This window comes from Paenibacillus campinasensis, from assembly GCF_002272015.1.
Classification (GTDB): Bacteria; Bacillota; Bacilli; order Paenibacillales; family Paenibacillaceae; genus Paenibacillus_AQ; species Paenibacillus_AQ campinasensis.
The window spans coordinates 12,490-29,163 of sequence record NZ_NPBY01000076.1 but is presented as its reverse complement, the minus strand read 5'-3'; the positions used below and the strand labels follow the sequence as shown (position 1 = coordinate 29,163).

Annotated in this window: 18 protein-coding genes; 12 read left to right on the top strand and 6 right to left on the bottom strand. The window is 43.6% G+C overall.

From position 1 onward, the window contains the following. The first annotated feature begins 62 nt into the window (after positions 1 to 62). The 6 genes from CHH67_RS21660 (at position 63) to CHH67_RS21635 (ending at position 6,451) form a co-directional block, all read left to right on the top strand. Positions 63 to 806, top strand: a complete 744-nt coding sequence (locus CHH67_RS21660; protein ID WP_217989081.1) for an SDR family NAD(P)-dependent oxidoreductase — start codon at positions 63 to 65, stop codon at positions 804 to 806. Next, positions 803 to 1,183: a DMT family transporter gene (locus tag CHH67_RS21655; RefSeq protein WP_095267455.1), complete on the top strand. Its 381-nt coding sequence runs from the start codon at positions 803 to 805 to the stop codon at positions 1,181 to 1,183. The genes CHH67_RS21660 and CHH67_RS21655 overlap by 4 nt, the downstream gene beginning before the upstream one ends. Before the next feature lie 50 nt (positions 1,184 to 1,233). Further along, the gene (locus tag CHH67_RS21650; protein WP_095267454.1) at positions 1,234 to 1,566 is read left to right on the top strand and encodes a winged helix-turn-helix transcriptional regulator; all 333 of its coding nucleotides are present in this window, start codon (positions 1,234 to 1,236) and stop codon (positions 1,564 to 1,566) included. 147 nt (positions 1,567 to 1,713) lie between these two features. Next, the gene (locus CHH67_RS21645) at positions 1,714 to 2,586 is read left to right on the top strand and encodes an SDR family oxidoreductase (protein ID WP_095267453.1); all 873 of its coding nucleotides are present in this window, start codon (positions 1,714 to 1,716) and stop codon (positions 2,584 to 2,586) included. Positions 2,587 to 2,802: 216 nt separating this feature from the next. After that, positions 2,803 to 3,666: a nucleotidyltransferase domain-containing protein gene (locus tag CHH67_RS21640; protein WP_425320450.1), complete on the top strand. Its 864-nt coding sequence runs from the start codon at positions 2,803 to 2,805 to the stop codon at positions 3,664 to 3,666. Positions 3,667 to 5,431: 1,765 nt separating this feature from the next. Next, positions 5,432 to 6,451 carry a tyrosine-type recombinase/integrase gene (locus CHH67_RS21635; protein ID WP_095267452.1) on the top strand — a complete coding sequence of 340 codons (1,020 nt, stop codon included), beginning with the start codon at positions 5,432 to 5,434 and terminating at the stop codon, positions 6,449 to 6,451. A 58-nt stretch (positions 6,452 to 6,509) separates the two neighbouring features. Here the strand turns inward: CHH67_RS21635 and CHH67_RS26895 are convergent, their stop codons facing one another. The 3 genes from CHH67_RS26895 to CHH67_RS21625 are packed head-to-tail and all read right to left on the bottom strand — an operon-like array spanning position 6,510 to position 8,443. After that, positions 6,510 to 7,109 carry a tyrosine-type recombinase/integrase gene (locus CHH67_RS26895; RefSeq protein WP_244908294.1) on the bottom strand — a complete coding sequence of 200 codons (600 nt, stop codon included), beginning with the start codon at positions 7,107 to 7,109 and terminating at the stop codon, positions 6,510 to 6,512. 21 nt (positions 7,110 to 7,130) lie between these two features. Further along, positions 7,131 to 7,481, bottom strand: a complete 351-nt coding sequence (locus tag CHH67_RS26890) for a site-specific integrase (RefSeq protein ID WP_244908293.1) — start codon at positions 7,479 to 7,481, stop codon at positions 7,131 to 7,133. Continuing rightward, positions 7,481 to 8,443, bottom strand: a complete 963-nt coding sequence (locus tag CHH67_RS21625; protein WP_244908292.1) for a tyrosine-type recombinase/integrase — start codon at positions 8,441 to 8,443, stop codon at positions 7,481 to 7,483. The genes CHH67_RS26890 and CHH67_RS21625 overlap by 1 nt, the downstream gene beginning before the upstream one ends. Before the next feature lie 636 nt (positions 8,444 to 9,079). On the opposite strand from CHH67_RS21625, the gene CHH67_RS21620 reads away from it, so the two are divergent. Next, positions 9,080 to 10,576 carry a serine hydrolase domain-containing protein gene (locus CHH67_RS21620; RefSeq protein ID WP_095267451.1) on the top strand — a complete coding sequence of 499 codons (1,497 nt, stop codon included), beginning with the start codon at positions 9,080 to 9,082 and terminating at the stop codon, positions 10,574 to 10,576. A gap of 482 nt (positions 10,577 to 11,058) precedes the next feature. Here the strand turns inward: CHH67_RS21620 and pssA are convergent, their stop codons facing one another. From pssA to CHH67_RS21600, 3 genes are all read right to left on the bottom strand, one after another. Next, positions 11,059 to 11,739 carry a CDP-diacylglycerol--serine O-phosphatidyltransferase gene (gene pssA, locus CHH67_RS21610; RefSeq protein WP_095267450.1) on the bottom strand — a complete coding sequence of 227 codons (681 nt, stop codon included), beginning with the start codon at positions 11,737 to 11,739 and terminating at the stop codon, positions 11,059 to 11,061. Positions 11,740 to 11,795: 56 nt separating this feature from the next. Then, on the bottom strand, positions 11,796 to 12,875 hold the full coding sequence (locus tag CHH67_RS21605) for an MBL fold metallo-hydrolase (protein WP_095267449.1): 1,080 nt from the start codon (positions 12,873 to 12,875) through the stop codon (positions 11,796 to 11,798). Between the two features lie 63 nt (positions 12,876 to 12,938). Beyond that, positions 12,939 to 13,634: an SDR family oxidoreductase gene (locus tag CHH67_RS21600; protein WP_095267448.1), complete on the bottom strand. Its 696-nt coding sequence runs from the start codon at positions 13,632 to 13,634 to the stop codon at positions 12,939 to 12,941. A 118-nt stretch (positions 13,635 to 13,752) separates the two neighbouring features. Here CHH67_RS21600 and CHH67_RS21595 point away from each other — a divergent pair, with 118 nt between their 5' ends. The 5 genes from CHH67_RS21595 to CHH67_RS21575 are packed head-to-tail and all read left to right on the top strand — an operon-like array spanning position 13,753 to position 16,460. Then, positions 13,753 to 14,379, top strand: coding sequence for a TetR/AcrR family transcriptional regulator (locus CHH67_RS21595; RefSeq protein WP_095267447.1), 627 nt, complete (start codon positions 13,753 to 13,755; stop codon positions 14,377 to 14,379). Next, positions 14,376 to 15,182 (top strand): archaetidylserine decarboxylase, encoded by an 807-nt coding sequence (gene asd, locus CHH67_RS21590; protein WP_176475586.1) that lies wholly within the window; start codon positions 14,376 to 14,378, stop codon positions 15,180 to 15,182. Before CHH67_RS21595 ends, asd begins: the two co-directional genes overlap by 4 nt. A gap of 23 nt (positions 15,183 to 15,205) precedes the next feature. Next, complete coding sequence (locus CHH67_RS27235; protein ID WP_413773624.1) at positions 15,206 to 15,283, top strand: hypothetical protein; 78 nt, start codon at positions 15,206 to 15,208, stop codon at positions 15,281 to 15,283. A 35-nt stretch (positions 15,284 to 15,318) separates the two neighbouring features. Then, positions 15,319 to 15,666, top strand: a complete 348-nt coding sequence (locus tag CHH67_RS21580) for a DUF952 domain-containing protein (protein ID WP_095267446.1) — start codon at positions 15,319 to 15,321, stop codon at positions 15,664 to 15,666. Between the two features lie 59 nt (positions 15,667 to 15,725). Further along, positions 15,726 to 16,460: an MBL fold metallo-hydrolase gene (locus CHH67_RS21575; RefSeq protein ID WP_095267445.1), complete on the top strand. Its 735-nt coding sequence runs from the start codon at positions 15,726 to 15,728 to the stop codon at positions 16,458 to 16,460. The last annotated feature ends 214 nt before the right edge of the window (positions 16,461 to 16,674 follow it).

Sequence of the window (16,674 nt, the reverse complement as noted above, 5' to 3'; positions counted from 1 at the left end):
ATTGCAAAGACCAACGATAATCGTAATCAAGATTTACATCATATTTTTTGGAGGGGTAAGGGATGATGAACTCATTAGCTGGTAAAGTGGCACTCGTTACGGGAGGCAGCCGTGGAATTGGAGCAGCGATTGCCAGAAAGCTGGTCAGGGCAGGGGCGGATGTGGCCATAACCTACGTAAATTCTCGGACAAAGGCAGACGAGGTATTAGCGGACATGGAGTCAGTCGGTCGACGCGGCCTTGCCATCCAAGCAGACAGCGCAATATCTGCTGATGTGGAGCAGGCCGTGAAACGTGTTGCTGAAACATTCGGAAAGCTCGATATCTTGGTAAATAATGCGGGCATATTTCCTTTTGGACCCATTGAACATGTATCTGCAGACGAATTCGATCGAACGATGGCGATTCATGCCAAAGCGGTGTTTGTCGCCATTCAGACTGCTGTTCCGTATATGAGTGTTGGGGGGCGTATCATCAGTATTGGAAGCTGTCTGGCGGATCGAGTCCCAGGTCCCGGATTTAGTCTTTACTCCATGAGCAAATCCGCTCTTACCGGATTAACGAAAGGCCTTGCAAGAGACCTCGGTCCGCTTGGCATTACGGTGAATGTCATACATCCGGGACCGATTGACACGGATATGAATCCGGCGGACGGCGAAGGTTCGGAAGGAGAGAAAAGTCTCACTGCTCTAGGGCATTACGGCACCACAGACGATATTGCTTCCATGGCACTGCATTTAGCCGGACAAACCGGGAGGTTTATTACAGGCTCGGCATTTGCCGTTGATGGTGGATACGCAGTATGACGGCTTGGATACTACTGATTATCGCCGGCTTATTGGAAATCGTATGGGCGATTGCATTAAAACAATCATCTGGCCTCACGAGACTATGGCCCAGTATCATTGGCATTTCGACTGCAGGTATCAGTCTTTATTTGCTGACTCTAGCACTAAGATCGTTACCTGTCGGCACAGCGTATGCGATATGGGTCGGGACAGGTACGCTCGGAGTGGCGATAGTGGGAATCATAGCTCTTGGTGAGAAGCCTTCCTTGCAGAAGTTTATCTTTTTAGCTTTAATTTTTGCAGGAATGGTCGGATTAAAAATGATCGAGGGAAATCCGGAACAGAATGCTCGGCAAATTGCGAATGAACAGGTACAGGAAAAAACTTTCCACTAGACTTCTTTTTATAATTATAATGAAGTAGAAGTGGAGGTGGACCTATCTGTATGAATAATTTGCCGGTAGACATTACGGGAATCGTTACAACCTTAAAGGTCATTGGTGGTAAGTGGAAGCCCCTTATCTTGTTTATATTGTTTCATGAAGGAACGATGCGATTCGGAGAACTGAAGAGAACGATTCAAGATGTCAGTCAGGGAATGCTGACCAATCAATTGCGCGAGCTTGAACGGGATGGCCTAATTAAAAGGGTCATTTATCAAGAGATCCCTCCTAAGGTTGAGTATTCATTAACAGACTACGGACGAACTTTGGGCACTGTGTTATCGTTCATGTGTGATTGGGGCTTCAAACATAATGAACGTTGCTTAAATCGATAGTGGTTACGTTTGATCTTTGAAAGAGCAAGAGCGGAAGTTAAAGAGGATTTCTCTTCAGTATTATGACAGTAGATGTCATATTAATTTGTTACGATTAAGTAGAACAGAAGACAGTTGGAGAGACTCTATAGTAAGGAGCTGATTTCTTTGAAACCATTGCAGGGAAAAGTGGCCGTTGTGGCTGGAGCAACCCGGGGAGCCGGGCGTGGCATTGCTGTTTCACTAGGAGAAGCAGGGGCAACGGTCTATTGTACAGGACGCAGTACTAGAGGACAACTATCCAACATGAACCGTAAGGAAACGATCGATGAAACGGCGGAACTGGTAACCGAAGCGGGAGGCAACGGGATAGCAGTGCGGGTTGACCACACCGTGGAGAAAGAGGTCAAAGCGCTATTCGAACGGATCCGGAGTGAGCAGGATGGACAACTTGATATTCTGGTCAATGATATATGGGGCGGAGACCCTTTAACCGAGTGGAACACGTCATTTTGGGAGCATTCACTGGATAATGGTTTGCTTATGCAGCGGCGAGCGGTACATTCCCACATGATTACAAGCTATTATGGAGTGCCGTTAATGGTTGCAAGAAAACAAGGTTTGCTTATCGAGATAACCGATGGGACCGATTACCGGTATCGGGGCAATCTGTACTACAGCCTGGCCAAAAGCTCGGTCATCCATCTTGCCCAGTCGATGTCGGCTGAGCTGCGTCCCCATAACGTGACGGCATTGGCTCTAACTCCAGGATTCCTGCGCTCGGAGGCTATGCTGGATCATTTCGGCGTAACCGAAAACAATTGGAGGGAAGCCGGGAAGCAAGATCCACATTTTCTCATGTCCGAAACTCCGACATATATAGGCAGAGCGGTTGTGGCTTTGGCTTCAGATCCGCAGGTGGCGCAAAAATCCGGACAGGCACTCAGTACCTGGTCGTTGTCCGAAGAGTACGGTTTCACCGATCGGGATGGCAGCCAGCCTCACTGGGGGAATTATGCGGCAGAGCAAGGATTTGCTTAAAAGGTTGGTCAAGATAGGATTGAAATCATTGGGATCATGTTGCAGTTGTCCCATGAGGTTCCTATTCATAATAGACTCTGTGACGCTTTAATTTCATTTGTTCCGGCTACGGACATGCGCTCATTTCTTACTGTGGACTTGTTACATGATCCAACACAGCGATAACGAAATGATTTATGGAAGTTTGGAGGAAGAAAGTTAACAAAGGGGTTGGGAATGTTGATGAATGTCCAAGTCGTTATTGACCAAATCTGCCAAGAACTCGAAGGGATAAACGGTATAGTCGGAGTCGTTTTGGGCGGTTCGAGAGCAAGGGGAACCCACCATTCTCATTCAGATATCGATATTGGGATCTATTATGAGGATGCTGCCAGTCTGGATATCGCAGCAATTAACAAAGCTGCAACAAAATTGGACGATGACCACAGAGAGAATTTGGTTACAGCCCTGGGTGATTGGGGTTCTTGGATCAATGGTGGTGGGTGGATTGTTGTTCAAGGATTCCATGTAGATTTAATTTATCGCGATATAAGAAGAGTTTCACAAGTCATTGATGATTGTTTAGTAGGTAAAATTTCGTCTCATTATCATACGGGGCATCCACACGCTTACCTTAATGTTGTGTATATGGGGGAAATATCCATTTGTAGACCATTGTTTGATCCAACAAATCAAATTGCTAAACTTAAAGCAAAAACGGTGCCTTATCCGAAATCATTACAAAATGCCTTGACCCGTTTTTTCATGTTTGAAGCATCCTTTTCTTATATGTTTGCGAAGGATAATGCAGATAAAGATGACATTTCCTATGTTGCGGGTCACGTCTTTCGCACGATTTCATGTCTTAATCAGGTATTGTTTGCAGTGAATAAACAATATTGTATTAACGAAAAAAAGGCGGTTCGCATGATTGATGGCTTTGGTGTGAAACCTTCAAAATATAAGGAAAGAGTAGACCGAGTTTTTTCATTCCTTTCGACAAAGAAAGACAGTACAAGTCAAGCCCTTGATATCTTACATGAGCTCATTTCAGAAACGGAAAGTTTAATCAGCAGGGTGTCTCCTGGGTTAAATAAATAGAGGACTGCAGAGGTTTTACACATCTCGATATGTCTGATACCTTCATTCGTGATGTCACTTTAATTATTTACTGCGAAAAAGGGCTGCTCTCCGGCGGCCCCTCGGCAGTGACGACAACACGAAATTATACATCAGTCAGAACGTTAAATGACCCTGAAACACGCCATCATCGGGGATTGGGCCTTCCGATCAATTTCTATACCGCATGCCCTTTACCTCCTTTGCGTTTCACGGCAGACGATTATTCGTTGGAAAGAGGACGATACAACCTATCAATAATGCTTGCTCATAATACTGCACTTGTATTTAACACAACGAACGATCGAACAGGTTATTAATTTTGAAGAGGATGATGTAAGATGTGAAAGTGGAGCCTGGTTTCCATTCAAACTAGATGTATTTTTATTCTGCAATGATTATAATGGTAAGCGGTATTTTAATCGTGATTGATGTATTTTTATTTATAAGTTAATCAAGACTGGTTTTAATGCTTCTGTACATGGACAAATAAATCAAGGCCTAGATAGCGATCATAACAGAATCCTAGCACATATGCCAAATTAGGAAGGTTCCTTACTTCCTTTGTTCAACAGTACACGTTCGCTTTTCGGCGATTCTCTTGATTTATACAAGACTCAACTGTCACCTCCACATGTTTGAGGAGATAGGGAGTAAAGTCTTTAATTGAAGGAATGGCATTTGCTCTCTAGAAGGGCGGTTATTTTTGATTTTTTTCGGCAACAGATACATCCCATCTTTTCTGTAACCGAGATTAACTTTCGGCGTATGCGAATGATGATATCTCGAAATACTTCACGATCTTTTCCCTCAAATTGATTCATCATTTTTTCAAGCTTTCTGACAAAGCTCAGCACCTCTCTTGTTTGGACCATTTCTTTTCATAATGTAATCACCACGCCATCATTATTGCTCACGCTGCCGGAGATTACTAATCTCTGTACCAAGAGCTTTCTATCCTCTCCTATTTATTTTTTCGCAGTAAGGCCGATCTTGACCTCAAAATGAAACGGATGATAGAGGGGTATGTCCCCTGCTGTTTTTCCGTACCTTGAAAATTAAAGATCATCCATTCCAGTACGTTCCCCGCATGTCTAGGAAAGTCAAATTGCAGGTACGCCAAGACCACTCTGCTTGTTCTTTCGATCTGTGTTTGAAGTAGCAGGGTAAGAGCAGTGTTTGTCCGTGCAATAATAATTGGTGGTTCCATTTAAGGCGATGACCCATGCGGGGGGGATAATGATACTTCCGTCCTGTCACAGCTCTGCTTTTAGGCAGATCACGCAATGAGGGCGGCTTGCAGCGATCCTGGGAGAGTATACCTATGAGGCCGTTAACCACCGACCGTTGGAATTGGATTTATGCGATACAACCAAAACAAGGAAGAACAGAGATGCGTATAAGGTGATCGGTCTTTGTCGCATCTCTATTTTAGTTGTAATGAACCAAACGGGGGCTTATGATGAGTCGAATTAGCTCGGTCACTGATTACGGAAAAAGAGTTTACTCTTATCAAAAGCAAAACCATGAAGGAATAGGATGTCGTTTCAGACCTGACTTCTTGATTCGCACAATTGTTGGTCTGCTTAACTCTTATTACACTGATCGTGATAATAAGACGAAGGGGAGCCGTATTCCGCCCAAAAGGGTCCGATTTTTTATTGTAAATGAAATAGATAATAGACGGGTGTTTTGTCTTCGTTCATTTTTTAGGAAGCTGACCCATACAAGATTGGAGGGGATACGGATGAATGGAAATGTTGTCAGCCTTTTTCGCAAAAGTGATTCTGGAAATACGAGGCGCAGCAATGAGCTATATGACGTAGCGTCATTCTCAAGTTCTGGCTACCGGTTAACTTGGGAAGAGGCGGTCAAGCTTTTCCTTCAGGCTCGTAGAGCGGAAACATCAAGTGACGATACCATCAAATTCGAGCAAAGCAGTCTGAGAAGCTATCAGCGAATTTTGCAGGAGCAGGAAGTTGAAGCAGAAATTTATGATGTGACGCCGGATTTTTTACGGAATCATTTTATCATGGTTATGGTAGAGGAAAAAGGCTATAAACTTAACACCATCAATAACCGAATTAAAGCGATTAAGCGATTTTATCAGTTTTTGTTCGATGAAGGTTGGATTCCTTATAATCCGGCGGAATACTTAAAATTGCGAAAAGGCCACCGACCTACTATACCATCATTTACTGAGGAGCAGGTGGTGGCATTGCTTAAGCAACCAGATCAAAGCACGTTTACGGGATTTCGAGATTTCGTTATGTTATCCCTCATTTTGGATTGTGGCTTGCGCGTCGGGGAACTGACCAAGCTGAAAATCAATCAGGTGGACATTAAGGAGAGTCAGCTCCTCGGGGTCATTGGAAAAAGCAAGAAGCCGAGGGACATCCCGTTCTGTGATGACGTTCGTAAGTTGCTCATCCGGTATATCAAAGCAAGAGGGAATTTGTCCTCACAGTATTTCTTTGTTACATTAGACGGGCGTTCACTGGGCGTGCGTGCGTTTCAGTCTTCACTTCGTAAATATGGTGAAGACGCAGGCATTACGGGCGTACGCGTGAGTCCGCATACGCTTAGGCATACGTTTGCCAAGATGTATATTTTAAATGACGGAGATCCTTATAGCTTACAGGACATACTTGGCCACACGTCACAAGATATGGTAAAACGCTATGTTAATCTGTGGCGGCCAGAAATGCGGTCCAAGCATACGAAATCTTCTCCTATGCGGCATTTGTACAAGGGAAGAGTGTTGTAATCAAGAAATGAGAAGGCACGATTTGTATAAGTGCCTTTTTTGCCTTCTCATTGCCATTTTAGATGATGCGTTTCATGTTTTCCACCGGGCTATATTTTTTATGTTGCTGCTTGATATCGCTGCTGAATAACTCGACATAGTAATCGACCATACCGAGGGTGGCATGTCCCAAAATGCGCCGCAGAGTGAACGGATCGCCTCCGTTCAAAATGTAAAACTTCGCCATCGTGTGCCGGAACGTATGAGGAGAAACCCTGACTCCCGAAATGTTTGCGGCGTGACCGTAAGCTTTCATTTTATCTTGCAATGCGCGAGTACTGATCGACTCATCATTGATGTTGACGAACAAGGCGTCCGTCTCCAGATCGCCCCTGATGTCCAAATAACGGCGAATGATTTTGGCGCATGTTTGTTGAAAGGGTACTCTCCGCGCTCTGCCGCCCTTTCCTCTCGTAATCCGAATTTCCTTTTCTCTGAAGAAAATATCACTTATTTTTAAATGGCAAAGCTCACTGATGCGCATACCCGTTTCCAGAAGTACCGTCATCATCGTAAAATCGCGGTAGCCGGTAAACGTTTTTCGATCCGGTTGTTCCAGCAAAGCGGCGACTTGCTCTTTGGTAAAGGTTTGCAGCATAAGTTTTTCAGCTTTGACCACATGAAGCTCTTCGGCGATGTTTTAGTTGAGCCAGCCTTCCTCGTACAAATACTTCAAAAACTGCTTCACAGCTTTAATTCGTCCGTTCACCGTATTGTCCGATTTCCCCTGATCGAAGAGGTAAGCAATAAAATAATTCTTAATGTCGCGGACCGATATCGTATACATATCCAGTGGGACTTGTTGCTCCTGAAAAGCTTCTTTCATTTGACGGACACTGTCCTGGTAAAAACGAAGTGTCAATGGCGAAAGGTTTTTGGCCTTGCAGTCGAGAATAAATGATTGAAGCAGATCGTCGAAGCTCAATTGCTGCTTTACGGTGCTTGAGTGTTCTACACTGGTGAGAATATTTTGCCGACGCTTGGTGCTCATTAAACTTGCACCTCGCTTTCCTCCATATAAAAGGAGAGTTCATCGGTCAAATGTTCGATCGGGCTAAACTTCTCGTGCTGGATGTTCAAGTCACGCGCAAACAGTTCCACATACATTTCAGTGGTTTCGATTCGTTCGTGCCCCAAGATGCTTTTTAGCGTGAACATGTCGCCGCCATTCAAGATGTATTTTTTGGCGAACGTATGTCGGAACGTATGACAAGAACATTGAATGCCTTTAATCTTGGCCGTATCGCAATAGCGGGAAATCATGATTCGGATGCCGCCAGCTCGAAAAGGTTCATTCTCCAAGGTGACCCAAATATAATTGTGACTCAATGCCCCTCGCTCAAGTAAATAGCGTTGCAGGGCATCGGCGGCAACACGTTGAATCGGGACCAGTCGAGCTTTCCTGCCTTTGGCTTGCTGGACTCGGAGTACGCCTTCTTCCGGTAAAAAATCCGTGATTTGAAGACCAGCCAATTCTTTCAGTCGGATTCCGGTGTCAAGCAGCGTCAGCATCATGACATAATTGCGAAAGCCGGTAAAGGTAGCCCGATCCGGTTGGGAAAGCAATCGATGCAAATGCTTATCCGTAAAGGTATGAGCCATAGAAGGTTCAAGCTTAAACGGCTTTAACCCCATTCCAATATTGGCCTTTGCCAGTCCTTCTTCGTAGAGAAACTTGAAAAACTCCTTGTAAATGCATAGATTGCAATTGACTGTCCGAAGCGAAAGACCTTCTTCCAGCATGCTCGGTATGATGTAATGGGTAAGGATTGTGGGTGCCAGATCAGACCATTGCAATTTTTGAGTAACCAGATGCTGGTGGAACTTTTCCAAACCGTTGCGGTAACGACGAATACTCTCCTTGGTTAAGTTTCGAGATTTGCAATCCTGAAGAAAGAACTGCACAGCATCGTTCCAATTGACGTTCATAATGAAGTGATCTTGGTTTTGCACTTCGCATATCCTCCTTATGAAGTTATGCGAACCAAAACGGATATACGAAGTAGGAGGGAGGGTTTCGTATAACTACGGGATATACGGTTTCGTATAACTTTCACGAAAAACCGGGATATTTGCAGTTGATTGGGATTGTTTTACAAACGCCATAATCCCTTGATACATAAGGGTTTATCGGCATTTCGGAGGGTGTGCGTCACCTCCTTCCGGTTCGTATAACACCGTATTCACGCATCTGGGCTATGCCCCTCGGTTGTCAGGTCTATAATCATGGAAGAAGCTCAGGACAACAAACGATCCAGCCTAAGATAAGATCTATTAAAGGCTGGATCGTTTCGTGAATACAATAACGTTATCGGAAATCAGCACAAGATAATTCTCGAAGAAACAGGGAGGGATAGAATGAGTGGAGTTAGGTGGTTGTACATCACAAGTGAAAATGTTGAAAAAATGATAAAAAAAGAATCGTAAAACGCGTCGTCGCATACACTCCTCGGTCATTCCAGAGAAACTAGGATTCAAACATGAAGGTACTCTTAGGGATTATGAATATATCAATGGTAAATATCTGGATAGAATGATTTATGGCATGAAATCTGATGAGTGGAAAGATTACAATTAGGGAGAACCACATTGAAGAAAATACTAAGTACAACAGGCACATTAACAGTATGTGTTATCCTACTTATCGCAATCATTACTACTATAGCGTGTTGGAATGCACTCGGAACTTTGCTTAAAGCAGGAAATTATGATGATGAGGATCATATGGTGGAAACTATAATGGCCAAATCAGCGACTCCAGGAGTGGCTATAGTAGTATCAGAGCAGGGCGAGACAGAATATAACGTCTACGGATATGCAGATGTTAATAATCATAAAATGGTTACTGAAGAATCATTGTTTGAATTGGGATCGACTACTAAGGCGTTTACGGCTTTGGCCGTCATTTTGTTAGCAGATGAGGGGTACTTATCTTACTCAGACAATGTTTCAGATTATATTCCTTGGTTTGAGCCAACCTTTAAGGGTGAGAAGGTTAATATTACGATTCATCAGTTGTTAGCACATACAAGTGGAATTCCGTCATGGAGTATTCGGTTAATTCCTGAAGGCACCACGGAGGATATGCTTGAAAAGACCATACTTAATATTTCAAACATAGCATTAGATACATATCCTGGGACTGAACATACTTATGCAACCGTGAATTATGATGTTTTAGCGATGATTATTGAACAAGTTACAGGTGATAGTTATCAGGATTATGTAACTGAAAATATTCTCGTTCCATTAAAAATGACGGACAGTTATTTTTCAACAGGTCAGGAGAAGGAATCTGATAAACTTACCAAAGGATATCGTGTGTTTTTTGGAAGAAGCTTAGAATATGATGCCCCTAGATATTATGGGAATATCGCTGCAGGATATCTGGTAACGAATTCAAAAGATTTAGAACGCTGGATTAATGCTCAAATGGGGATAGGCGACATACCAAATCATTTATGGAAAGCGATACAACGATCTCATCAAGTCGACATCAAAACGGCGGGATACGAAGATGAAAATCAATACTATTCCTTCGGATGGAGTATTGATACGAACAATAGGGTTGTTAGTCATAGTGGAAGTAATCCTAATTATTCCTCGCACGTTATGATTCATTTAGAGAAGCAGCAGGCCATATTTGTTCTGGCTAACTTGAATTCATCTGCACCATCGCTAATTGCTAATAACCTATATGAGAATATGAATGGAAATCACATGCATAAATATAATTATGCTGACGTGTATTTATTAATTGATTTGGTATTTTCATTCTTGGTAATCATAGCCGTCGCGATCTTATGTGTCCAAGTAATTAAACTTTTTAGAGGAATACAACTAAACATTGAAGAAGAAAAGACAAGATTCAAAAAAATGACAGGAAGTAGGATCGCACTAATCTTAAGCATTATGCTTTTGGTGTTGGTCATGATCTGGCCTTATCTATTAAACTATAACTATGTAATGATAGGGGTATGGATGTCATATTCAGTATATATGTGGATGGGTCTTACTGCTATCAATTGTATTTTATCGATAATCATTAATATTAAAAAAATAGGGATCATTAGAAGCAGTGAATAAAAAAACTCGATAACACAGCATGCCTACAGCGGGCAATCGCCCTTGATCGCTAAGAAGGACTTCCAAGAAGTTTATTCAATCGATACATTCAACATGCTAAGTGACGGAAAACTCGAGAAATGGTAGCTCATTTATTACCAGGAGAATTTAGGAACAAAGTAGATGCAAGAAGGATTAATATTCTTAGAGAGCAAAATGCAGTTAAGAAAGAGGCTGCTTGGTTGCTTGAATATTGGGGAAATAAGACAATAGCTGGATTAATACCAATGCCTGTGACAAGGCATATATTTCTGCATTTGAATAAATCGATTAGAATCTATATTACAGTATTCACGCATCGGGCCATTCGCCCTCGGTTCCGACACCGCCCTTAACAGGGCGGTTATATATTTGGCTGGTAAACATCGGAAATTAACATAACCTTCAGTAAAGTGCCGGCTTGACTTTAGCAAGCCGGCATTCCACGTCCTTTATCTATTTATCTATTTATTTTTCCTATTATCAGAAAACCCGTGCACCATATAAGTCATAAAGCCATACGCCACATACAAAAAAAGTGGAGCAAACAAGAGTTCATATAATTGTTTTTCGAATAAAAATCCTCCCCCCGATAGTATCAACAGGATAAGAAGAACAACCCAAATCGTTCTGCGGGAGGGATGAAAATTTCTAAAGCCTGGGTAACGAATTGAACTGATCATTAGCAGTGATAACAGAAGTGAGGCGGCCAATAATACAATGACGGGAATATCATCTTTGAAAAAAGACAGTAAAGCCAGCAACCCGCCCGCAGTAGGAATCGGCAATCCAACAAAGTATTGTTTAATTCCGTTCTCAACATTGAATCTTGCCAGGCGCAAAGCACCGCAAACAGGAAACAGGATCGTGATCCCCAAGCCTAACGCTGGACTTAGCTCATGAAATGCTGCCTCATATAGAATAAAGGCTGGTGCTGCGCCGAACGTAATCATGTCCGACAAGGAATCCAAAACCTTTCCAAACTCACTCTGTACATGCAATTTACGTGCCGCCCATCCATCTGCGCCATCAAGTAATATCGCAACAAAAACTAGAAGCGTAGCCATGCCCGTATTATTGTTAAATGCTAGCACGATAGAAATGACACCTAAGCTCAGATTACCAAGAGTAAGTAGGCTCGGTATGATTTTAGTGATGAGTCATCACCTCTTTCCAGTCCGTTTTAAGCCGTGATACGTATTTATTGACTCCACCATTCATTAACGGGATAGTTGTCTCCTTGTAGCGATACAGATTCCCCCATACGAGGAACTGTAATTGTGATCGATTGTTTTTTAGCCGCAATCATTACACGATGGATTGGATCAAGCCACCCGTGGGGTGCTAATTGAAAGGCAGCCCAATGAATCGGAAGCATTAATTCACCTCTTAAGTCCATATGGGCTTGTACTGATTCTTCTGGATACATATGGAGATCCGGCCAACGTTCGTCATATTGTCCACACTCCACAAGAGTAAGTTGAAAGGGTCCGTATTTTTCCCCGATTTGACGAAAGTGAGGGCCATACCCGCTGTCCCCGCTAAAACACACGCTTCCCGATAACCCGATGATTGACCATGAACACCACAAGGTTCGATTTTTATGCAAGAAGCTTCGCCCCGACACGTGACGTGCAGGCGTGCAGACGATCTTTAACCCTTCCCACTCTAGTTCCTCCCACCAGTCCATCTGGGTGATGTTTGAGCGAGGGACACCCCAGCGTTCAAGATGGCCCGCAACTCCCAGCGGGACAAAAAAATGACCAACCTTATCTTTTAAATGTTGTATTGAATAATAATCCAGGTGATCATAGTGATCATGGGAAAGAAATACTGCATCAATGGCAGGCATATTTTTAACATCAATCGGCAGGTTGTCGTTAAATCGTTTGCTTCCCAGCTTAGGAAAAGGGAATGGAGACCGTCCAAACATCGGGTCGAATAGTAAGCGTTCGCCGTCTAAATCAATGAGTACACTGGAATGACCGAACCAGATGGCCTGATTGAAATCAGACAATGGTTTCGTATTCTCGATATCCGTCATAACCAGCTCAATTGGCGAGGAAGGCCTGCCATCGGCAGGCTTTCCGCGAGCAAAATCCCAAAGAACCGATAGTTGGTTGAGCATAGACATTCTGGTTGAAGTAGGGATATCATTCACAAACTTGTTATTTTTATAATGAACAGATCCTTTTATGCGTAATTGCGTTTCTCTGTCCGGCCTTCTACCGAACGCCGGGATAAAGAGCATCAGGAGCATTGCCGCAATAAAGCTACTCACAACATAGTCTCCTCTCCTAATACGAAATACATGGCACCTTTTCTATACATATCGGATGATGATTTACCAAGGAACTATCCCACTCCGATCCATAAAAGTACCCGTAGGTCCATTGTCGTCAAGAGTTGCAAGCTTCACAATGACATCTGTACCCTCACTGACGGTTTGGAAGCCGCGATGTCCATTAAGGTCGGTTGCTGTCGGGCCGGGATCTGCGGCATTAATACGGAATTCGGGCAAAGCCTTGGCATATTGCACAGTCAGCATCGTGACTGCCGCTTTGGATGAAGAGTAAATCAAATCGTTTACTCGGGATTCAATTTTTTCAGGATTCGTCACACGAGCAAAGGAACCTAATCCACTGCTGACATTAACGATAACAGGCATCGTCGACTTGTGCAGCAGAGGAAGAAAGGCTTGTGTCACACGAACAATACCGAAGACATTGGTGTCATAAACGGTGCGGAAGTCATCTGCAGTCACATCATCAGCGCCTAGGAGTCCCCTTGTTATTCCCGCATTATTGATAAGGACATCCAAGTGTCCTTCATTTTGTTTAATTTCGGCAACTGCTTCATGTATAGATGCATGATCGGTCACATCAAGCCGTACAAACTTTGCGCCAAGCTTGTCAGCCGATTCTTTGCCGCGTTCTACACTGCGAGCACCAATATACACAATGTGACCATATGCGATCAATCGTCGCGCGGTTTCGAAGCCCAGACCTTTGTTTCCACCTGTAATTAATGTAACTGTCAATTCAACCAACTCCTCGTCTTTAATGTGATATACCTATCACATAATAACACAACGAATGTGATACGTCTATCACATTATTTGTTGTTGTGATATAATGATGAAAAAAGGGGATGTAAACATGCAGAGTGACAAGCGAAATTATCATCATGGAAACTTAAAGGAAACGCTAATTCGAACCTCCCTTGAAATGATTGCTGAACACGGCATTCAAGGTTTTTCCGTGGCCAAGGTCGCCAAAAAAGCAGGAGTTGCGATCAGCGCTCCCTATCGTCATTTTCCCAATCGAGAAAGTTTGCTTGCGGAAACCGGCATCGTTTTTCTTACGGAACTCACGTCGAGAATGCGGACTGCCGCAACCGAAGCAGGTAATGATCCAATTGAGCGTGTGGCTTCTGTAGCTGGCGCCTATGTCCAATATGCACTTGACCATAATGTCAGTTTTCAATTGTTTTCTGCAGCCAGAGAATCTCGGCTACCCGCATTCCATGAACAAAGTCGCGAGATGATCAATTTTCTTTTTACAATAACGCAGGAAGCCGCACCTGAAGCAACATGGAATGAATTGCTCGAGCTTATGGAAGCGCTGCTCGCTCTCGTTCAGGGATTCGCAGATATGTTTTATCAAGGTTATTTCTCTCAGTTGAATTTGACAAAGGATCAGATCTCCAAACGCTCAGCTGTTGCTGCCAAACTGCTTATCAGCGGGTGGAATCAATGCAGGAAGGACGGGGAGCAACCTTTATGATGAGATGGCTGATGCGATCCATGACCGAGCTCGGTTCGCGCAAATGGATTTCCCGTATAACGGGGAAGCTGGCTCAGTCTAGGATCAGTCGGGGGTTTATACCTTCATTCGCTCGAATATATGGAATCCAGATTCAGGAAGCGGAGAAGCCGATTGACGAATACCGCTCCCTGAACGATTTTTTTACGCGGCGGCTAAAGCCCGGAGCGCGCCTTATCGACAACGATCCCGCTGCGCTTGTCAGTCCCGTAGACGCACTGATTATGGGCGCGGGCCCGGTGAAATCAGGCATGATATTTAACATCAAGGGGCAGGACTACGCCATCGAAGAATTGCTGGGCTGTTCTCCCCGGGCAGCCCAATATACCGGGGGCTTCTATCTCGTTCTTTATTTGAGTCCGACTGACTATCACCGGATTCATATCCCTGTCGACGGCACGATCGTCGAGCGTGTGCACATCCAAGGCAAGGTTTACCCGGTGAACGAGTTTGGTCTTCGACACGCGAAGCGGGTGCTGAGCCGCAATGAGCGACTGACAACCTATATCCGCCATTCCGGCGGCGAGATCGCCGTCATCAAGGTAGGCGCTATGAACGTCAGCAGCATCAAATACGTGGAGCCGCTGAATAAGGATGTCGAGAAAGGCCAGGAACTGGCTTATTTCGAATTCGGCTCCACCGTGGTGCTTCTCACCGAGGATCACACATTTACTCTTCGCGGAGATTTGATTCCGGGCAAGAAGGTTCGCATGGGCGAGTCACTTGGCACGTTGAGACAACGGCGGGGAACGGTCTCGGACTAACACTTGTAAAGCGCATCGTCGATTTGTGTGAAGGATCGATTGAGGTAGAAAGCGAGCTTCATCGAGGTTCAATTTTTACAGTCAGGCTGCCTTTGGGCTAAAGACACGGATTATCATTGGTAAAGGGGAAAACCATATGAAAATACTGCATATCACAACACAAGAGAAATGGAAAGAAGCAAAAGACAAAGGGCATTATGATCATGATAGTATAGCCAGTGAAGGGTTTATTCACTGTTCTTCACCGGAACAGGTATTAAAGGTGGCGAACAACTTATATCAAGGACAAGGCAATTTGCTGCTCCTTCTGATTGATGAAGATAAGGTGAACGCAAAAGTGATATGGGAAGATCTTTATAACTTGAATGAACTTTATCCTCACATCTATGGAGTCCTCAATTTAGAGGCAGTAATAAATACGTATGATTTCAAGCCACTAGCGAATGGACTTTTTCAATTACCAGCAGCGTTAAAGGGAGAGTAAAGATAGAATAAGACTGGCAGGCACAACGCACTCGATGTATGTGATAGAGGAGAGAACATATGTATAATTATCGTCTACTAGATATTCAATTTAAATTTAATGGTCAAGAACAAACATTGTGGCCTATCATTATTCATGATGAATCGGACGTAATTCTTGTTGATTGCGGGTATCCTGACTTTTTGCATTTTCTTGAAGAAGCTGTTACACAGAATAATATCACATTTGATACGATTACCAAATTGATTCTGACACATCATGATGTGGATCATGTCGGTTCGGCTGCAGCACTAATAAGAAAATACCCACACATTGAGATTAGTGCATTTGACGCGGAAATTCAGTACATTAACGGCACTAAAAAACCGTTGAGGTTAGTACAAGCAGAGTCAAGTCTTCACGAAATGACAGGAGAAGAAAAACGAAATGCTGAACATTTTATTCACTTCCTCCGGTCAGTCGAACCCGTTCATGTTGATCGAAAGTTACATACTAATGAATATTTACCTTGGTGTGGAGGCATTAAGGTTATACATACGCCAGGTCATACAGAAGGGCATATATCTTTGTATCTACCTGCTAACAAAACACTTATTGCTGGAGATGCCATCGTAATCGAAGATGGAAAACTGAATATTGCTAATCCCCAATATGTATGGGATCTAGATGAAGCAGTTAGATCTGTTCAACGATTGTTAACTTATGATATTGCGCGAATTGTTTGTTATCATGGGGGACTATTTCAAGGAGATGTGAAGAGCGCACTCCGTCAGCTTATTAAAGAATATATGTGAATGAAATTAAGGATAATTAAGCATGATCATCGATAGAAGGGTCGACACCAGCTAACAATGTGTTCACGGATCGGCGGACAAACCGCTTCGGTCCCGGAGGAAAAGTCGAAGAAATGATTGCCGGGAAACATCCATTCATCCCACACCGTGCGGCTGGTTGAGATCGTGCTAGGTGCACGACTTGATTGTTGATTTGCAACTAAAGGAAAAACCG